At 66.3% G+C, this 17,725-nt stretch carries 16 protein-coding genes; 8 read left to right on the forward strand and 8 right to left on the reverse strand.

The features are described 5' to 3' along the window. The first annotated feature begins 5 nt into the window (after positions 1–5). Complete coding sequence (locus tag MKK51_RS05950) at positions 6–776, forward strand: N-acetylmuramoyl-L-alanine amidase (protein ID WP_243975643.1); 771 nt, start codon at positions 6–8, stop codon at positions 774–776. A gap of 63 nt (positions 777–839) precedes the next feature. On the opposite strand, the gene MKK51_RS05955 is transcribed toward MKK51_RS05950, so the two are convergent. Next, entirely contained in the window at positions 840–1,853 is a 1,014-nt protein-coding gene (locus MKK51_RS05955; protein ID WP_243975644.1) for a TerC family protein, read from the reverse strand. Between the two features lie 315 nt (positions 1,854–2,168). On the opposite strand from MKK51_RS05955, the gene MKK51_RS05960 reads away from it, so the two are divergent. The 3 genes from MKK51_RS05960 (at position 2,169) to MKK51_RS05970 (ending at position 5,008) form a co-directional block, all read left to right on the forward strand. Beyond that, positions 2,169–2,978, forward strand: a complete 810-nt coding sequence (locus MKK51_RS05960) for a DNA-binding protein (RefSeq protein WP_279600996.1) — start codon at positions 2,169–2,171, stop codon at positions 2,976–2,978. A 5-nt stretch (positions 2,979–2,983) separates the two neighbouring features. Further along, on the forward strand, positions 2,984–4,459 hold the full coding sequence (locus tag MKK51_RS05965; protein ID WP_243975647.1) for a M48 family metalloprotease: 1,476 nt from the start codon (positions 2,984–2,986) through the stop codon (positions 4,457–4,459). Between the two features lie 207 nt (positions 4,460–4,666). Next, complete coding sequence (locus MKK51_RS05970; protein WP_243975649.1) at positions 4,667–5,008, forward strand: response regulator; 342 nt, start codon at positions 4,667–4,669, stop codon at positions 5,006–5,008. Positions 5,009–5,012: 4 nt separating this feature from the next. Here MKK51_RS05970 and MKK51_RS05975 read toward each other — a convergent pair whose 3' ends face one another. From MKK51_RS05975 to MKK51_RS05985, 3 genes are all read right to left on the reverse strand, one after another. After that, on the reverse strand, positions 5,013–6,776 hold the full coding sequence (locus MKK51_RS05975) for an ABC transporter ATP-binding protein (RefSeq protein ID WP_243975935.1): 1,764 nt from the start codon (positions 6,774–6,776) through the stop codon (positions 5,013–5,015). A gap of 200 nt (positions 6,777–6,976) precedes the next feature. Further along, positions 6,977–8,308 carry an MFS transporter gene (locus MKK51_RS05980; RefSeq protein ID WP_243975650.1) on the reverse strand — a complete coding sequence of 444 codons (1,332 nt, stop codon included), beginning with the start codon at positions 8,306–8,308 and terminating at the stop codon, positions 6,977–6,979. Continuing rightward, complete coding sequence (locus MKK51_RS05985) at positions 8,305–8,757, reverse strand: PRC-barrel domain-containing protein (RefSeq protein WP_313898799.1); 453 nt, start codon at positions 8,755–8,757, stop codon at positions 8,305–8,307. The genes MKK51_RS05980 and MKK51_RS05985 overlap by 4 nt, the downstream gene beginning before the upstream one ends. Before the next feature lie 664 nt (positions 8,758–9,421). Between MKK51_RS05985 and MKK51_RS05990 the strand changes: the two genes are divergently transcribed. Beyond that, entirely contained in the window at positions 9,422–9,799 is a 378-nt protein-coding gene (locus tag MKK51_RS05990) for a hypothetical protein (RefSeq protein WP_243975652.1), read from the forward strand. Positions 9,800–9,943: 144 nt separating this feature from the next. Here the strand turns inward: MKK51_RS05990 and MKK51_RS27140 are convergent, their stop codons facing one another. After that, a complete protein-coding gene (locus MKK51_RS27140) occupies positions 9,944–10,066 on the reverse strand; it encodes a hypothetical protein (RefSeq protein WP_279600997.1) in 123 nt (40 codons plus the stop codon). 541 nt (positions 10,067–10,607) lie between these two features. Here MKK51_RS27140 and MKK51_RS05995 point away from each other — a divergent pair. Beyond that, a complete protein-coding gene (locus tag MKK51_RS05995) occupies positions 10,608–10,940 on the forward strand; it encodes an SWIB/MDM2 domain-containing protein (RefSeq protein ID WP_027174472.1) in 333 nt (110 codons plus the stop codon). A gap of 84 nt (positions 10,941–11,024) precedes the next feature. Here MKK51_RS05995 and MKK51_RS06000 read toward each other — a convergent pair whose 3' ends face one another. Continuing rightward, complete coding sequence (locus MKK51_RS06000; protein ID WP_243975653.1) at positions 11,025–11,822, reverse strand: SDR family NAD(P)-dependent oxidoreductase; 798 nt, start codon at positions 11,820–11,822, stop codon at positions 11,025–11,027. 78 nt (positions 11,823–11,900) lie between these two features. Further along, positions 11,901–13,256, reverse strand: coding sequence for an MFS transporter (locus tag MKK51_RS06005; RefSeq protein ID WP_243975936.1), 1,356 nt, complete (start codon positions 13,254–13,256; stop codon positions 11,901–11,903). Between the two features lie 160 nt (positions 13,257–13,416). Here MKK51_RS06005 and MKK51_RS06010 point away from each other — a divergent pair, with 160 nt between their 5' ends. Both MKK51_RS06010 and MKK51_RS06015 read left to right on the forward strand, forming a co-directional pair. After that, positions 13,417–14,418 carry an alpha/beta fold hydrolase gene (locus MKK51_RS06010; protein ID WP_279600998.1) on the forward strand — a complete coding sequence of 334 codons (1,002 nt, stop codon included), beginning with the start codon at positions 13,417–13,419 and terminating at the stop codon, positions 14,416–14,418. 26 nt (positions 14,419–14,444) lie between these two features. Then, positions 14,445–15,311 carry an NAD(P)-dependent oxidoreductase gene (locus tag MKK51_RS06015; RefSeq protein WP_243975654.1) on the forward strand — a complete coding sequence of 289 codons (867 nt, stop codon included), beginning with the start codon at positions 14,445–14,447 and terminating at the stop codon, positions 15,309–15,311. 24 nt (positions 15,312–15,335) lie between these two features. On the opposite strand, the gene MKK51_RS06020 is transcribed toward MKK51_RS06015, so the two are convergent. Continuing rightward, on the reverse strand, positions 15,336–17,624 hold the full coding sequence (locus MKK51_RS06020) for a calcium-binding protein (RefSeq protein WP_243975655.1): 2,289 nt from the start codon (positions 17,622–17,624) through the stop codon (positions 15,336–15,338). Positions 17,625–17,725 lie beyond the last annotated feature (101 nt).

Here is a 17,725-nt window from a genome sequence, read left to right on the forward strand (position 1 = left end):
GCCGCATGAAGCCCACGCCAGAAAGTCCGGTGGGGACCAGCGTGATGCCGTCGCCCAACCACGGCGAACGTAAGGGCGGCCCGCCGACCATGCTGCTTCTGCATTATACCGGGATGGAGAATGCGGCCGCCGCCCTGCAGCGCCTCGCGAATCCGATCTCACAGGTCTCGGCGCATTACGTCGTACTGGAGGACGGACGGGTCATTCAGATGGTGCCTGAATCGCGCCGCGCCTGGCATGCCGGCGCGGGCGCATGGGGCCGCACGGCCTCAGGAATGGAGCGCGACATCAACTCGCGCTCCATCGGGGTCGAGATCGTCAATGGCGGGCATGTCGGCGGCTTGCCGCCTTACCCCACCGTACAGATCGACGCGGTGATCGCGCTCTGCCGGGACATCATCGTGCGCTGGGGCATCGCACCTTGGCAGGTGTTGGCGCATTCCGACGTGGCGCCGGACCGCAAGGAGGATCCCGGCGAGCATTTCCCCTGGGATCGCCTGGCGGCCGCCGGGGTCGGACATCACGTCCCGGCGGCACCCATTCGCGATGGACGCTTCTTCGCCGAGGGCGATGCCGGCCAGCCGATCGAAGCGCTGCAGGCGATGTTCGCGCTCTATGGCTACGCCATTCCGGTAACCGGGATCTTCGATCCGCGAACGAAGGCCGTGGTCACCGCTTTCCAGCGCAGGTTCAGGCAGGACCGCGTGGACGGCGTCGCCGATGCGTCCACCATCACGACGTTGCGAGACCTCCTGGCCGGATTGCCGTCACGTTAAGCGGCGCCGTCACACGGCGTCGCGCAGGTGAATGCGGACGCTGGAATGACGGGGTCCATCCCGTCAGGCGCGTTGCGACACGCCCTCGGCGCTCTCGTGCTTGGCAATGTCCCGCGTGCGCCACAGGCTGTAGCCGACGCCTCCGGCAAGGAGCACCAGCGTCACCGCCAGCGAGACCCATGGCGGTACGTGGACGAGGTCGAACGTGTCGGCGACGACGATCTTGGTGCCGATGAAGATGAGGATGAAAGCGAGCGCCGTCTTTAGGTAGGCAAAGCGGTCGACCATGGCGGCCAGAGCGAAATACAACGCGCGCAGGCCGAGGATCGCGAAGATGTTCGAGGTGTAGACGACGAAGGTGTCGGTGGTGATGGCGAAGATCGCCGGGACGCTGTCGACGGCGAAGATCACGTCGGCGCCGTTCACCAGGATCAGACCGAGGGCGAGGGGGGTAAACCACAACACAGACTTGCCGGTCTCGGGATCCGGCTTGCGGACGACGAAGCGTTGGCCGTGCATCTCGGGGGTGATCCGCATCACCTTGCGCAACATCCGCACCATCGCGTTGTCCTGGATGTCGCCGGCCTCTTCTTCCCTGCCGAACAGCATCTTGAGGCCGGCGAAGATCAGAAAGGCGGCGAAAATCGACAGGACCCAGGCGGCCTGATGCACCAGGGCGGCGCCGAGCCCGATCATCAGCCCGCGCAGGAGAACGGCCGCGAGGATGCCCCAGACGAGAACCCTGTGCTGGGCGGCGCGGGGAATGCCGAGGGAGGTAAGGATGACGGCGATGACGAAGACGTTGTCCATGGACAGCGACTTCTCGACCACGAGGCCGGCGATATATTCCTGCGCCGGCTGGGCGCCGAAATACCACCAGATCCAGCCGCCGAAGGCGAGGCCGAGGCTGAAATAGAACGCCGTGAGGAGAAGGCTCTCCTTCACGCCGATCTCGTGATCCTTGTCCCGGTGCAATAGGCCGAGATCGAAGGCGAGAAGGCCCGCGACCAGGGCATGGAAGCCGAGCCACATCCAGACAGGCTTGCCGAGCCATTCGATGAAGAGGAAGTCGACCATTTCGGACCGTCGATGCTTTGCGAGACGCAGGAAAGCATCGGCTCCGACATCACGGAAGGCGTGGACGCGCATCCGCCAGAGGGGCCCGCAGCCGATCGCCGTCAGGTGGGAACCGCCGGGAAGGGAATCAAGGGATGTCCCCGCCGCGTCGCCGTGACGTCTCCGGCGAAGAGGTTCGGGCCGTTCGACCGGTGTGACTTACCGGCCGCAGAACGGGGTAAACCAGCCGGCCGTCCCCTCGCTTCCTTGTTTTGCTGCGCTGCGACGCCGCACAATGGTGTCTGGTGGATCCGGTACGGAACCGGGCGGACGAGGATGCGGCGCGTGAGGATCGGGCGGCGGACTGGACGCATCCTGAGGGGAGCGAGCGTGGCGCTGGTCCTCGCCGGGGCGGCGCGAGCCGAGGCGGCACGCTCCGTCGCGCCCGAATGCAGGAGCGGGCCGACCCGACAGGAGGCGCTCACCGGGCTCGGGGAGCGCGGCGAGATGATACTGACCTCGGGTGACCGCGCCGTTCTCGATGGGATCCGCTGGCCGGTGGAGGACGATGGCGCGGCGCGTGTCTGGATGCTCAACTATCGGGACCGTACGCTGACCCTCGTGCCGCGCGGCGAGATCGACCGTTGGGGACGCGTCCATGTGGATGCGGCCGTTTCCGGCGAGGCCGTCGATCTGGCCGGTGGCCTGATCGCTGAGGGGCTCGCTTATGCGGATGCGGGGGAACGCGATACGCTCTGCCGGCCGGCGCTTCTGGCCCTGGAATCCGGGGCTCGTTCGGCAGCGCGCGGGTTGTGGCGTGCGGGTGTTCGCGAGGGCCGGGACGGTGCCGCGTTGCGGGAGCAGACGGGGCATTTCATCGTGGCGCAAGGCCGGGTCGTGAATGTCGGCGAGCGTCCGACACGGACTTATCTCGACTTCGTCCGACGGGGCGAGGACGGCTTGACGGTCACAGTGTCGAAGCGCACTTGGCGGCGGTTGCACGAACGTGGTCTGAGTGTGGCCACGCTGCGGGGACGCCTCGTTAGGGTTCGGGGGATCGTCGAAGCGTGGCGCGGCCCCACCCTCGACATCGCGAGCGCGGACATGATCGAAGTTCTGGATGAGGAGCGGACGCTTCGGCGCTGAACGGTATGAGCGGGGGGCAGACACGACATCGCGGATATGGGGCGGTCCGAGCCGGGCTGCTCGTCTCGACACTCATCCTGACCGGATGCAGCTCCGACCAGGGCGGCGTGGTCCTGCAACCGGCGGCGATCAAGGTTCCCATCGAGGCGCCCCGGACCACCGGCCGAGAGCGGACCGCGTCCGATGCCGACCATGCCAAGCTCGTGGCGTCCTTCGGTGGGGAGTACCGCTCGCCGGCGGCTCTACGCCTGCTGACCGAGGTGACCGACAGGCTGGTGAAGGCCACCGACCGCCCCGAAGAGACCTACGCGGTCACGTTGCTCGATTCGCCGGTCATCAATGCCTTCGCGCTGCCGAATGGCCGTCTCTACGTGACGAGGGGCTTGCTCGCGCTCGCCAGCGACACGTCGGAGATCGCCGCCGTCCTCGCCCATGAGATCGCCCACGTTACCCTGCGCCATGCCACGGCGCGCACCGAACTCGCCCTGCGCTCCCAGCTGGTGAGCCGGGTGGTCGCCGACGTGCTCAACGATCCGGCCACGGGCGCGCAACTCCAGAGCCAGTCGAAGTTCGCCCTGGCCCGTTTCTCCCGAGATCAGGAACTCGAGGCGGACGGGATCGGCGTTCGGACCCTGGCGCGTGCGGGCTACGATCCATTCGGCGCGGGGCGGTTCCTCAACTCCCTCAACCGTACCACCAACATGAAGACCGGGACCGGTATGGCGGGTGAGCCCGACATGCTCGCCACCCATCCCGGCACCAGTGAACGGATCAATCTCGTCACCCGCGCCGCGCGCCTCATCGGTGCGCCGGGCCTCGGTGTCGATGAGCGTGCCCGCTACCTCACCGCCATCGACGGGATCGCCTATGGCGACAATCCGGGTGACGGTATCGTCAAGGGCCGTCGCTTCCTCCATCCGAGCCTCGGTATCGCCTTCGAGGTGCCGGAGGGGTTCACCATCGAGAACACGCGCAACGCTGTCCTCGGTACCACGGGGGAGGGGAGCCGCCGCCTTCTGTTCGATCAGGTCGAGAGCCATGTGGGCCAGAGCCTGGAGGAAGTGCTGCGCGCCACTTGGAGCGACAGCATCGAGGCAAGCTCGGTGGAGAATCGCATGATCGCCGGCAACTCGGCGGTGACGGCGATGTCGCGCGGCAAGGACTGGACCTTCCGCCTCGCCGCCATCCGTGTCGGAGAGACCACCTTCCGCATGATCATGGCCGCCAAGGGCAGCACGGATCCCGACAATGCATTCCGGCGCTGGACCGAAAGCCTGTCCGGCATCGGCCCCGACGAGGTGAAGTCCCTGCGCCCCCTACGCATCCAGGTCGTGGCCGCCGGGCCGGCCGATACGGCCGACGAGATGGCCCGCAGGATGGTGGTTCCCGATCGTCCCCTGGACCGCTTCCTCGTCCTCAACGAGTTGGAGCGTGGCGCCGTCATCCGGGCGGGACAAAGCTACAAGCTCGTCGTCGAGTAGCCGAACGCGACTGCGGTCCGGCGCGGCCGTTTCGCATTCCGAACGGATCGTTCACGCTCGGATGCCGGCCGGCTGCGACACTCACCCCGCGCGGGTGATTTTGCTCTACGGCGGTCGATGTGCGGGTGACGGGGAAAGAGGCTCTCCCGTGTATCAGACCTGCGCCTCACCCGAACGGGGGCGTCGGCGGAAGATCGAGCATCCGCCATGCGAGCCCTCATCGTGGAGGACGAGGTGCTGCGTCTCGACGTCGTCACGGCTCACTGCGACGATGTCGGATACGACGTGGTCCCGGCCATCACCGCCGAGATCGCCCTCGACATCCTGATGAGCGGAGACCGGATCGACATCCTGTTCACGGATATCCGGTTAGCGGGTGCGATGGATGGGTGGCAACCCGCCGAAGCCCATCGAAATATCCGACCGACCTTGCCGGTGATCTATGCCACCGGCTTTTCCCTAACCCCACCCCGGATGGTGGAGGGTGCGGTGTTCTTTCAGACACTCGGCCGCGCGATCGAGGGGGTCGGGGCAGCTTCGCGCGGCTGATCGGTCAAGCGGCGGCGAGCGCCATCGACATCGATTCCTTCTTCATCAACTCGCGATAGAAGCCATCGAGATGCGTGAGCTTGTCCGGTGAGCCGTCCTGAATGATGCGGCCGCCCTCCAGCACCACGATCCGGTCGAAATCCTTCAGCGTCGAGAGACGATGAGCGATGGCGATGACGGTGCGCCCCTTCATCAGGTTGGCGAGCGCGTGCCGGATCGCCTCCTCGGAATCCGCGTCGAGGGCCGAAGTGGCCTCGTCGAGCAGCAGGATCGGCGAATCTTTCAGGATCGCGCGGGCGATGGCGATGCGCTGCCGCTGACCACCGGACAGCTTCACGCCGCGGTCGCCCACGATGGTGTCGAACCCTTCCGGCAGCGCCTCGATGAAATCGGTGCAGTGCGCCGCGGCGGCGGCCTTCCAGACATCCTCGTCCGACGCGTCCGGACGCCCGTAGCGAATGTTCTCGCGCAGCGTCCGGTGGAACATCGAGACGTCCTGCGGCACCACCGTGATGGCCTCGCGCAGGGAATCCTGGGTCACGCGGTTGATGTCCTGGCCGTTGAGCAGGATCTTCCCACCCTGCACCTCGTAGAAGCGCTGGAGCAGCGAGAACAAGGTGGATTTGCCGCCACCCGACTTGCCGACGAGGCCGATGCGCTGGCCGGCCTCGATCTTCACGTTGAAATCCGTGAACACCGCGCGGCCATCGGGATAGGAGAAGGCCACATGATCGAAATCGATCTCGGCGCCCGTTCCCGACAGCGGCATGGCCTCCGGATGGTCGATCAGGTCATGCGGCTGAAGCAGCGTATGCAGGGCCTCCGCGAGCCGCGCCGTGTGCTGGGTCGCATCCACCAGGGCCACCGCGAGGTCGCGAGTGGCGGCGAGGATGCGGATGCCGAGGGTGCAGACGAGGACCACCTGACCGTTGGTGGCCTGCCCCGCTTCCCACATGGTGATGGCCCAGTAGAGTAATCCCAGCACGGCGAAGACCGTGAGGATGGCGTGAACGATCCGCAGCTTTTCGAGGTAGAGCAGCGAGGAGCGGCGCGACCGCATCTCGACGCCGATCGTGCCGTCGAACCGCTTGTACTCTCGCTTGAACGCCGAGAAGGCGCGGACGAGCGGCATGTTGCCGACGAGGTCGACCATCTCACCGTCGACGCTCGCGGCCTTGGCGGCGAAGTCGTGATGGAGCGGCTTCCCCGCAGCCGCCATCTTGAACATCAGGACGACGACGGCGGCGAAGATGCCGGCCAGGACGCCCGCCATGGTGAGGTTGACGGTGCCGATGTAGACGATCGACAGGAAGGCCGCCACGCAGGGCGGCATCACGTTGAACACGAACATGTTCTCGACCGTGAAGATCGCGTTCGAGGTCGCCGTGATGCGCGACGCCAGTGTACCTGGCTGCCGGTCGGCGAAGAAGGACGGCGAATGGCCGGTCATGTGCCGGAACAGGTCGCGGCGGATATCGCCCGTCACACCGACGAAGGTGAAGGATCCCACGAGGCTCGCCACACGCCAGAGCATGTTGTCGGCGGCGATGAAGGCGATGAGGACCGCCAGAGCACCCCAGATCAGGCCCGCGCTGGGCCCCTTGCTCAAGGCATCAACGACCCCCTTGAGTGCGTAATCCGTGCTCACCGAGAACCCGACGGCTCCGAGGACGGCGAACAGGATCACCAGATGCGGCAGCGCCCGCCGCTTGAGATAGCGGGCGACGAACGCGAAGGGCCTGTCGGCGTAGACGCAGAGGTCTTCCATATGGGTGACCATCCCGGTTCTCGTTTATCATTGTCGGATACAGGCGCGACCCTGCAAGCAGGCCGCACGAAACCGTGAACTTATAGGTCGCAACGCCAATCTCGTCCAAGCGTTGCAGGCTGCCGTCAAGCTTGCCCGTTTGTAGAGAGGAAACCTGAACGGACGTTGAGCGGCAAGCGAATTCGGTGCCGTCCCACCCCTCAGGCCACCTCGGACTGACGGGTTTCCGGCATGATCAGGGCGAGCAGCGCGAAGCCGGCGAGACCGACGATGGCGAGGCCGAGGAAAGCGCTGTGACTGCCGAGGTGATCGGCCATGATTCCCGCCAGCGAGGTCGACAAGGCGGCGCCGATCCCCATGGCGGTCCCGACCGCTCCGAGGGCGAGGTTGAAACGCCCGGTGCCGCGGGTGACGTCGGATACCACGAGGGGAACCATGACGCCGAACACGGCCGCCGAGATGCCGTCGAAGACCTGGATCGCGACGAGGAGCTCCGGGCTGTCGGTATAGGCGAAGAGCAGGCCGCGGATCGGCAGGGCGGCAAAACCGATCAGGAGGAGAGGGCGGCGGCCCCACTTTTCGGCGGCCCGTCCGACCGCCGGTCCGGAAATCGCCAGGACGACCTGGGGCACCACGATGCAGGCGGCGATGAGCGCCGTGGCGGTCTCGCTGGCACGCAGGGTCAGCATGCTCCCGACCAACGGCAGCATGGCGGCGTTGGCGAGGAAGAACAGGGTCATGCAGGCGGCAAAGCACAGCAGGGCGCGGTTGGTGACGATGGCCTTCAGTGCGCTTTCCTTGGCACCTGTCTCCACCGCTTCGGAGTGGCGCGCGTGTATCGGCACCGCCCCGGGGCGGATGAACGAGAGCGCGATCAGGGTCGGGATCATGAGGAAGGCGGTGAGGTAGAAGACCGCGTCGTTCGACAGGTAATAGCCGCAGGCCCCCATCAGCGCCGCCGCCACCGCGTTGCCGAGCGCAGAGAAACTGGCATTGCGCCCGAGCCGCTCGCCGGCCCGTTTATGGCCGACGAGCCCGATGCTGATGGCCGCGATGGCCGGTGTGAGGATGCAACTCGCCGCAGAATGGGCCGCCATCGCCAGCAGGACGATGAGAAAGCTCGGCCACATGGCGAGAGCGAAGGCGCTGAGCGAGATCGCCACCACCGAGAGCCCCGCCGCAAAGCGTCGCGAGCGGACGGCATCGACGAACGCACCGCCCGGCACCTGTCCGAGCAGGCTCACGAGGCTCCCGACGGTCAGTGCGAAACCGATGTCGGATTGCGTCCACTGCGCCTGCGTGAAGTACACGGCGAGAAACGGACCGAACCCGGTCTGGAGGTTCGCCACAAAAAACGCGAAGGCGTCGAGCCCCCGGCTGCTCCTCACCGAAACAGCCTGCATGTCGGTGGAAACCTCTCCGGGCTTCTCGGCATAAGCGTCGCGCCGAACAGGCCCGCGCGGCCGAAATTCCGACCGCGGCAATTCACGGGGCTTGATGACGCGTCGATTCTGCGAGCGGGATGCCGTCATTTGTCCGGCGTTTTCTCAGCCGGCTTGTCGGGCGCGGGAGAGGAGGCGGCGCTCGGCGGCGACGCCGCGGGAGCCTGGCCAGGCGCCGCTGGCTGGGCCGCCGGCGCTTGAGCCGCCGGAACCTGGCTCGATGCGGTCGCCGCTGTCGGCTCGCCATCGGGCGGAACGCCGGGGCTGGCGGGTCCGAGGACGACGATGGGTTCTCCCGGCTTGTATTCCGGCGAGACGCGCACCTGATTGCGGCTCAATTGCAGGACCAGACGGCTCGGCTTGCCGTCGGGCGAGAAACGCATGGAACGCCAGTCCACGGCGATCTTGCGGGAGCCGACCCCAAGGAAGCCGCCGAAATCGATGATGGCGGCGCGCGGCCGGCCGTCCTTGTCGAGGATGATGTCGATGATCCGGCCCATATCCTCGCCGGTGGAACTGCGTACCGCCTTGCCGAGCACGCCCTCGTAATCCTGGGTGTCCAAGACGGTCGCCGGCGTGCCCGTCGGGGGCACGGGTGCGGTGGCCGCGGGCTGTGCGGGAGGCGCCCCAGGCAGCGGAGCCTGTGCGGGCGGCGGAACGGGAGGGGCCGCAGGAGCGACCGGAGTTGCGTCGCTCGCCTGGCCGTTGACCGGGGCGTTCCCCTCCGCTGCGGCGGCGGCGGCCCAAAGGGTGATCGACGCGGCGGCGACCATCCGGACAGTTCTGAACACGTGCGTTCCCCGAAGAAGCATCTCGCCGGCTCCCGCTCAACCTGGGCCATTCCGATGAGTTCCCACCTGCCATGGGACGGACGGCATATGAGGGCGGACCAAGGCGAAGTTGTGGATGAAGGCGGGTCGATCGGCGACGACGCGGCTCGCCGCGATGTCGAGTTGGCAAGAACCGGACCGTCGCGGCCATGGTGGCGCGGAGTATGGGGGGTGTCCAGACGATCCGGTGGACGATCACCCCGAATTTTCCCTCACACCGAGGGGAGAGGTGTGACAAACGCCCAGCGATCGTCTGGTTTTCGCCTTTTGTGCATCGTAGAGATGCGCGCAAGCGTGCCGGACCACCCGCGCGGACCAAGCGTGCCGGACCACCCGCGCGGACCAAGTTGGAATACTTTTGAGGATCAAGTCGATGCGCATTTCATCGAACGCCTGCGCCGTGGCGCTCATCGCGGCGGCGCTGGGCGGATGTCAGGCGCTGTCCGGCAATTCCGGCGTCATGCCCGAGAGCGAAGTCGGGCCTCCTCCGTCCATGCGCGGTTCGGTTCCAGGCGCCCAGCGCCCGCGGGCGGCCGAGGTGGATCCCGATGGCGTGCCTCTGCAGACGACGCCGACGCGGCGGCTCGACCTGCCGAAATCGGCTGGTGGCCAGACCCGCGCACAGGCGGAGTCGGAGCGGCGTATCCGCCGCGAGGATATCGAAGGCGAGACGACCAGCCGATCGAGCTCCGGCGGACTCGCACCACAGATGGGTTCGGGCGGCAGCGTCGGCCTCGGCGGCAAGTTCTAAAAAAGGTCTGACGAAACTCCCGGTCACCGCCGCGTCCGGATCTCGGCGACGCAGCCGTTTCACGAAAGAGAACCGGGAAGCCCGTTCCGGATCCGCACGGCGGCAACGCCGCATGCGGAACACGGCACGGCGCGATCTCGACGGTCAGATCAGATCGGCACCGCGCGTATCGGTTCCAACCCGACTCTCGGCGGCGACGAGTCCGGCAAGACCCGCGAGGAACGCGCCGGAAGCGACGATGGCGAGGAGGGCGACTGCGATGATCATGCGCGGAGTGTTCCTCAACGAGTTTAAGGGATCGTTGCATTGTCCGGGTCGGGCCATGCCCCTTGGTCTTCGGTGAGGGCCGGTCGAAAAAAAATCCGTCCTGGCGCGCCATGGTCAGGATGGCGCTGACTCCTTCGGAACGCCTGTGGAAGCCCGCGCGCTTCGCACCGGCCTCATCGCGGTGCCGCGGACGACCGCTCGGTCGCGCAAGCGCACCTCCGCGGGGTCGGCATCCAAACAAGCTCTTGTTTATATATATCTTTTCCGAACGCTTCCCGGTCTCTGTTCGCGGTGGCGCCTCGTCGGTCAAATCCGAAGCGTGGCTGTACGCGCGACTGCCCATGCGGTGATGATCGTGCGTGATCCGGGGCTGAAAGAGCTCAAGGGTCCCCGTTATCCCCGTCCCTTCTGTGGATGGGTGGTCGGACGATGTGTTTCCCTCTTGGAACGCTCTCAGCACCGCTTAGTTGTTGCAGCTATGCGCTCCGAGGCCCCTGGCCGTGGGCGTGACGGCGCTCAGAGCCACAATCCGGAGGAACTCATGGCAACCAAGACCACCACGAAGGCAGCCGACAAGCCAGCCGCCGCCAAGAAGACCGCTGCTCCGAAGGCCGAAGGCGCCGCCAAGCCCAACGCGCTGCAGCAGCCGCTGAAGCCCTCGGAGGAACTCGCAGCCGTGGTCGGCGCCGCAGCGCTTCCGCGCGGCGAGGTCGTCAGCAAGGTGTGGGAATACATCAAGAAGCACAATCTCCAGAACCCGGAGAACAAGCGCGAGATCCTGGCCGACGACAAGCTGAAGAAGGTCTTCGGCAAGGACAAGTGCACCATGTTCGAGATGAACAAGCACCTCGCGGCCCATCTCAAATCGGCCTGATGCCGATGCGGCCCGGCGCTTCGACGGCGCCGGGCAGGCAAGTGACGTCCTTTTACGGGCGTCCTGGATTCGGATGCGCTGCCCTCAGGCGATGTTGCGGATGACCCCGCCGTCCACACGCAGGGCGGCGCCGCTGGTGGCGCTCGCAGCCGGGCTGCAGATGTAGGCCACCATGCTGGCCACCTCCTCGACCGTCGCGAGACGTCGGATCAGCGAGGTGGAGCGATGCTCGGCCACGAAGTCTCGACCCATCTTGTCGAGATCGACCTCGCCGGTATCCTTGGCCATCTTCGCCATGAAATCCGCAACCCCCTCCGAGAGGGTCGGACCGGGCAGCACGCTGTTCACCGTCACTCCGCTGCCGGCCACGGTCTCGGCGAGACCGCGTGACACGGCGAGTTGTGCGGTCTTGGTCATCCCATAATGCACCATCTCCACTGGGATGTTCAGGGCGGACTCGCTGGAGATGAACACGACCCGCCCCCACCCCGCTTTGACCATGGCCGGCGTGTAGGCGCGGGAGAGGCGAATGCCGCTCAGGACGTTGGTCTCGTAGAAGCGAAGCCAATCCTCGTCGGGTATCTCGAAGAAGGGCTTCGGCTCGAAGATGCCGGTGTTGTTCACCAGGATGTCGACCGTCGGTAGCCCCTTCACCACCGCGTCCGCACCGCTGGCCGTGGCGATGTCACCGGGCGCCGCGATGAAACAGGTCGTGCCGGTCTCCTCCGTCAAACGCCCGATCGCCGCCCGGACCCGGTCCGGTGTGCGGCCGTTGATGGCGACGGTGGCGCCCATTTCGGCAAGCGCCTTGGCAATGCCATAGCCGATACCGCCGGTCGAGCCGGTCACGAGTGCGCGTCGCCCCTTCAGATTCATATCCATGCGTGTTCTCCTCCGTTGACGGCCACGGAGGTCAACGCCCGAGACGATGCGGGGCTGCGCATCGTCGCGACCTCCTGCCTAACCACCCGGCTGCCGTCGCATGACGCTGGAGACGGCCCCCCCCGCCGCCAAGGCGCAGGCGCACCACAGGGCGGCACCTATGGAGACGGCCGTACCGCTGGCATGGGTGAGGCCGAAGATGACCGCGACGAGGGCCGCGCCAAGAGACTGCCCGGTCAGCCGCGCCGTCGATTGCATGCCGCTGGCCCCACCGCTGCGAGAGCGCGGGGCGCTGGTGACGATCACCTTGTTGTTCGGCGACTGGAACAGACCGAATCCGATACCGCAGAGCGTCAGTCTCCAAGCGATATCGACCAGCGTCGGGACGGCCGGAAGCAGGGCCAGCGCCGCGATGCCGCCGGACATGAGCGCGAGTCCGATGCCGCCGAGGATGCCGGGCGCGTAGCGGTCGGCGAGGCGGCCGGAAATCGGCGCCGTGATCGCGATGGCGATGGGCCAGGGAGTCATCAGGAAGCCGGTCTCGGTGGCGGAGAGGTGCAGTGCATCCTGGAAATAGAAGGGCAGGGCGATATAGGCCATCATCTGCGCCCCGAACGAGGCGATGGACGTCACCATCGACAGGGCGAAGGCGGGAATGCGGAGCAGGTCTACCGGCAGCAGGGGCGTCGTGAGCCGCGCCTGATATCGCACGAACACGGTACCGATCGCGAGGCCGGCGGCGATCTCGGCGAGGGCGAGCCAGCGCCCGTTCGCCTCGCCGACTCCATCGAGCCCGATGATGAGGAGGCCGAAGGTGAGGGCGTTGAGGATCGCGCTCGGTACGTCGAACCGCGCGCCGCTCACGGGCGTCAGCGGCAGGGTCCGCGCCGCCACCGCAAGGGCCACGAGGCCGACGGGCAGGTTGACCAGGAACAGCCACGGCCATGTCGCCACGGAGAGGATCGCGGCAGCGACGGTGGGGCCGGTGGCGGAGGCCATGGCGACGATGAGAGCCACGTTGCCGACCCCCCGGCCGATCATGCGATGCGGGTAGATGAACCGCACCAGCGCGATGTTGACGCTCATGATGCCGGCGGCGCCGAACCCCTGGGCGATCCGGGCGACGATGAGGCCCGTCAAGGATGATGAGAGCGCGCAGGCGAGGGACGCCGCGACGAACAGTGCGAGGCCGCCGAGATAGACCTTCCGGTAGCCGAGGATGTCACCGAGGGAGGCCAGTGGCAGCAGCGATGCGGTCACCGCGATCTGAAAGCCGTTGACCACGAAGATCGCGGAGGCCGGGCTGACCCCGAGATCCTTCGCCATGGCCGGCAGGGCCACGTTGACGATGGCCCCGTCCAGCACCGCCATGGTCATGGCGAGCCCGATGGCGAGGAGCGCCAGCATGCGCTCGCGCACCGGCAGGCCGTCCATCGGTTTGGCGGGGCCCGGCTCACTCGTGCCGCCGGTGGGGGGAATCGCCTCGTGCGTCATCGCACAGAGCCGTGGACGATCCCTGTTCGCTTCGGCAAGTGCCCTATGTCACCCCACGTTGAGGGGGGGATGGTATCGTCGCGTCCCACGGAGGAATGACATGCGTCTGGCGACACTCCTGCTCGGCGGCCTTCTCGCCCTGTCGGCTGCCGCTACGCGAGCCGACGATACCGGCCCGCTCGGGATCGGGCTCGAAGGGTTCGCCTATCCTTATCCCGTCTGGTTCCTCGACCTGAGCCGGGACAACGAGCGTCTGCGCCTTGCCTATATGGACGTCACACCGACAGGCACGCCCAACGGACGTACGGTGCTCCTGCTGCACGGCCGCAATTTCCCCTCGAGTTATTGGGAGCCTGTGATCGGCGCCCTGGCCGGCGCGGGCTACCGCGTGGTCGTTCCCGACCAACTCGGCTTCGGCAAATCGTCGAAGCCGGTGGGACCGTTCAGCTTCGATGGGATGGCGGCGGAAACGGTGGCGCTCCTCGATTCCCTGAACCTTCCCCGTGTCGACGTGGTCGCTCATTCCATGGGAGGGATGCTGGCCGCCCGTCTGGCCCGCAACGCGCCGGACCGGGTGAACAGCCTCGTCCTGGAAGCACCGATCGGCCTCGAGGATTATCGCTTCACGGTCCCGCCCGTCTCGAACGACACGCTCCTGCGCATCGAGGGCGGTGTCACCGCCGACGTCTACCGGCGTCAGTTGATGACGAACTACGCCCTGTCGCTTCCCACATCGGCAATCGAGCCCTTCGTCTCGATCCGCGAGCGCGTGAAAGGCTCGGGCGAGTATCCGCGCTGGCTCCAATCCTTCGTCAATTCCTACCAGATCATCTGGGGACAGCCGGTGGTGCACGAGATCCCGCTGATCGGGGTGCCGACCCTGTTCGTCATGGGTGGGAACGACCGCAACGCGCCGGGCAAGCCCTTCGCCCCGGAGACCCTGCGCGCCGGCATGGGCGACAATGCCGGCCATGCCAAAGCGCTGGCGGCACGGATGCCCGACGGCCGCGCCGTGGTCTTCGACGGCATCGGTCACCTCGTCCATATGGAAGCGACCGATCGCTTCAACGCCACGATGCTCGAATTTCTCGACGGCCATTGAGCCGGGACAAACAAGGAATCGCTCAGATGGATGTCGGCGTGATCGGATTGGGCCGGATGGGCCGGGGCATGGTGCAGAGCCTCGTCCGGGGCGGACATCGGGTGAGGGTGTGGAACCGGACCGCGTCCGCCGCCGAGGGTCTCGACGGCATCACGGTGGTGCGAAATGCGGCCGACGCCTTCGCCGGGGATGCGGCGATCACCATGCTGGCCGACGACGCCGCCCTGCGGTCAGTCCTCGTCGAGGGCGGGCTTCTCGATTCCGGCACGCGGCCCGGCCTGCATCTCAGCATGAGCACGATTTCGGTGGCGCTTGCGCGGGAACTGACCGCGATCCATGAACGGGCCGGCGTGCCCTACATCGCCGCCCCGGTCTTCGGCAGGCCGGACGTGGCGCAGAACGGGGCCCTCAACATCGTCGTCGCCGGAGAGGACGCCGTCATCGAGAGGGCTCAACCGCTGCTCGATGCCATGGGCACGAAGACATGGCCTTTCGGAACCGAGCCGTACCGGGCCAATGCGGTGAAACTTGCCGGCAATTTCATGCTGATCGCGGCGATCGAGGCGATGGGCGAAGCCGCCGCATTCGCCGAAGGGCATGGCGTCGCCGGTGCCGATCTCCTCGACCTCCTCACCAACACTCTGTTCGCCTCGCCGGTCCACAAGGGCTACGGCGCGTCCATCGCCGCCGGACGCTACGAGCCGCCGGGCTTCGGCTTGCGGCTCGGGCTCAAGGATATCGGCCTCGCCCTCGCCGCATCGGGTCAGGCCGGCGTGCCGATGCCCTTCGCCAGCGTGCTCCGTGACAATCTCATCGACGCCGTCAGCCACGGCGACGGCGACAAGGATCTCGCGGCCCTGGCGCTGGTCTCGGTCCGGCGAAGCGGGCGTTGACGGCAGGCCCGCTTCGCCGGGGCTCTACGAAACGAGGAAGTCGGACGCCGTCAAAGCACCGTAACTCCTGACCGTCGCGAACTGGACGGCCTGCTCGGCGCCGTTGCCGTCGGCATCGTAGGAGAGGGCACCCGTGTACTGATCGTAGAGGACACGATCGTTCGCATCGATGGTACCGGTGCTAACGTTCTTGAACGCAGCGCCGGTCAAGTCGCCGTCCACCAGGCCCTTGAAGATGGCGTTCTCGAGTCTGATCGTATCGGTCCCGTGAACGAAATCGGTGATGCTGTCGATGTTATCTTTCCCGAGCTTCGTGTCGAACACGAACGTGTTCCTGCCGCCGGAGCCCGCCAGCACGTCCATCCCCAGCCCGCCATTGATGACGTTATCGCCGTAAGTGCCGGCAATCGCGTTCGCAAGGTTGTTGCCGGTAAGGGCGATGTCGAGCAAGGGCGCTTCCTGGCTGCCGATCAGGAACTCGATGGACTGGTCCTTGGCCAGCGTGAAATCGGAGCTTGCATAGACCGTATCGGTGCCCCGGTCCTTGGCCTCGATGACCTGATCCCGCTTGCTGCTGACGTAGTAATCGTCGTCGCCGCCAAGGCCCTTCAACACGTCGATTCCGGCGCCGCCATCCAGACGATTGTTGCCAGCATTGCCGGTGATCGTGTTCGCGAGCGCGTTGCCGACGCCGCCGATATCGCCCTTGCCGGTAAGCGTCAGGTTCTCGACATGGGCCGACAGCGTATGATCGATCGACGACAGCACGAGGTCCGAGCCCGCACCCCGCTTCTCGATCACCACGTCGCCGAAATGATCGACGACGAACGTGTCGTTGCCCGTGCCGCCTTCCATCCGGTCGATACCCTTGCCGCCGTCGAGGGTGTCGTCGCCCGCTCCGCCGATGAGATGGTCGCTGCCGGCAAAACCGTGGAGCGTGTCGTCGCCGCCGAGACCGTCGATCCGGTCGTTCCTGGCGGACGCCACGGCGCCTTTGAGCAGGTCCGCGCCCGATGTCGCGCCCTTCACGTGAAACGGGTCGGCGGTGGAGACGGAATAGATCTGGACATCCGTGTCGCGGTCTGTCCGCGCGATCCCGGATTCATAGCCCGACTTGATGAGAGCGAAGGTGCCGTTCTCGAGGGCGACGATCCGGGGCTGTCCACCCCGATATCCGCTGCCGATCGCCTCGGAATAGAAATCGAAGGCCTGGCCGGTATAGGAACCGTCGGCGTCGTAGAGCAATCCGCGCGCGCTGGTGAGGATCTTGCCGTCCGCAATATCGGATGCGCCGACGACCAGTTCGAGCAGCTGTCCGTTCGACAAGGTCGTCAGGGAGAGAACATACGCGTTGTCGAACGCGTGATCCTGGACGAGATCGACGGCCTTCTTGAAGCTCCCGCCGGGACCGGCCTTGTATGTCGCCCCCTGGATGTCGGTGAGAAGATCGGTCTGGACGCCCCCGGCCGCCTTCTGGACGTCTCGTCCCTCGAAGGCGACGGCAAACCCGCCGTCATGGTCGGCGGTGATGGAATAGGTCACCTTGGTCTCGTACCCGCCAGCGAACTCCTTGACCTGGCCGAGCTTGAATGCGTCGCCCGGCACCTTTCCGTCTGCGGTCACCACCCGCCCCATGAGGGTCGACACGGTACGGGTTGTATCGACCCAGGTGGCGAGATAGCGACCGTCCGAGAGGGCGGTGACCCTGGTGGAATGGGTCTGGTCGTCGTTCACCGCACGGTCGACCACGGCGGTGGCGACGAAGCGGTGGTCCGCGTCGATGAGATCGACCGTCCGGATCTTGCTCGTCGATCCCTGGGCGATATGCGCAACGGCCATCGCACCATTCTCGGCGAACGCGACGCTGTTGTCGTAGGCGCTCAGGAACGGCTCGTCCGTATCGGACAGGGAGGTGATCTTCGTGGTGTAGAAGGGCGTGAAGGTCCCTTTCGCGTCCACGGTGCCGAGGGAGTATTTCGCCTTCTGGATCTCAAATGGAAATTCGCCCGGCTTATTGGCGACATAGGTACCGTCATAGACCCCAATGACGGTCGATCCGTCGGATTGGTAGGATAACGCCTCTACCTGCAGATCGCCGAGGGAAAGCGGCCCTTTCGACGGAACGCCGGTCGCCCCGAAGCTGGTCAGGGTTGCAGGGTGCGTGCCGGCTCCGCCGGATGGGCTCGGAACGTAGCTGCTGGTCAGCAGGGCAAAGCCGGCTTTCCCCTTGGGCACGATCAGGTCGAGACTGTCGGTGCCGATGACCGGCGCGACGTCGATCGGCTCTCCATTCGCTACCAGCACCGCCGACATGTCCGCTCCCCGTCAATGGTTGCGGCAGGTGGTAAAGCGGCGCTCATACAATCTCAATCGCGGATCGCATGTCGGTTCCGTCAGCGCCGATGCGTGCTGTT

Source organism: Methylobacterium sp. E-045, assembly GCF_022829685.1.
Taxonomy (GTDB): Bacteria; Pseudomonadota; Alphaproteobacteria; order Rhizobiales; family Beijerinckiaceae; genus Methylobacterium.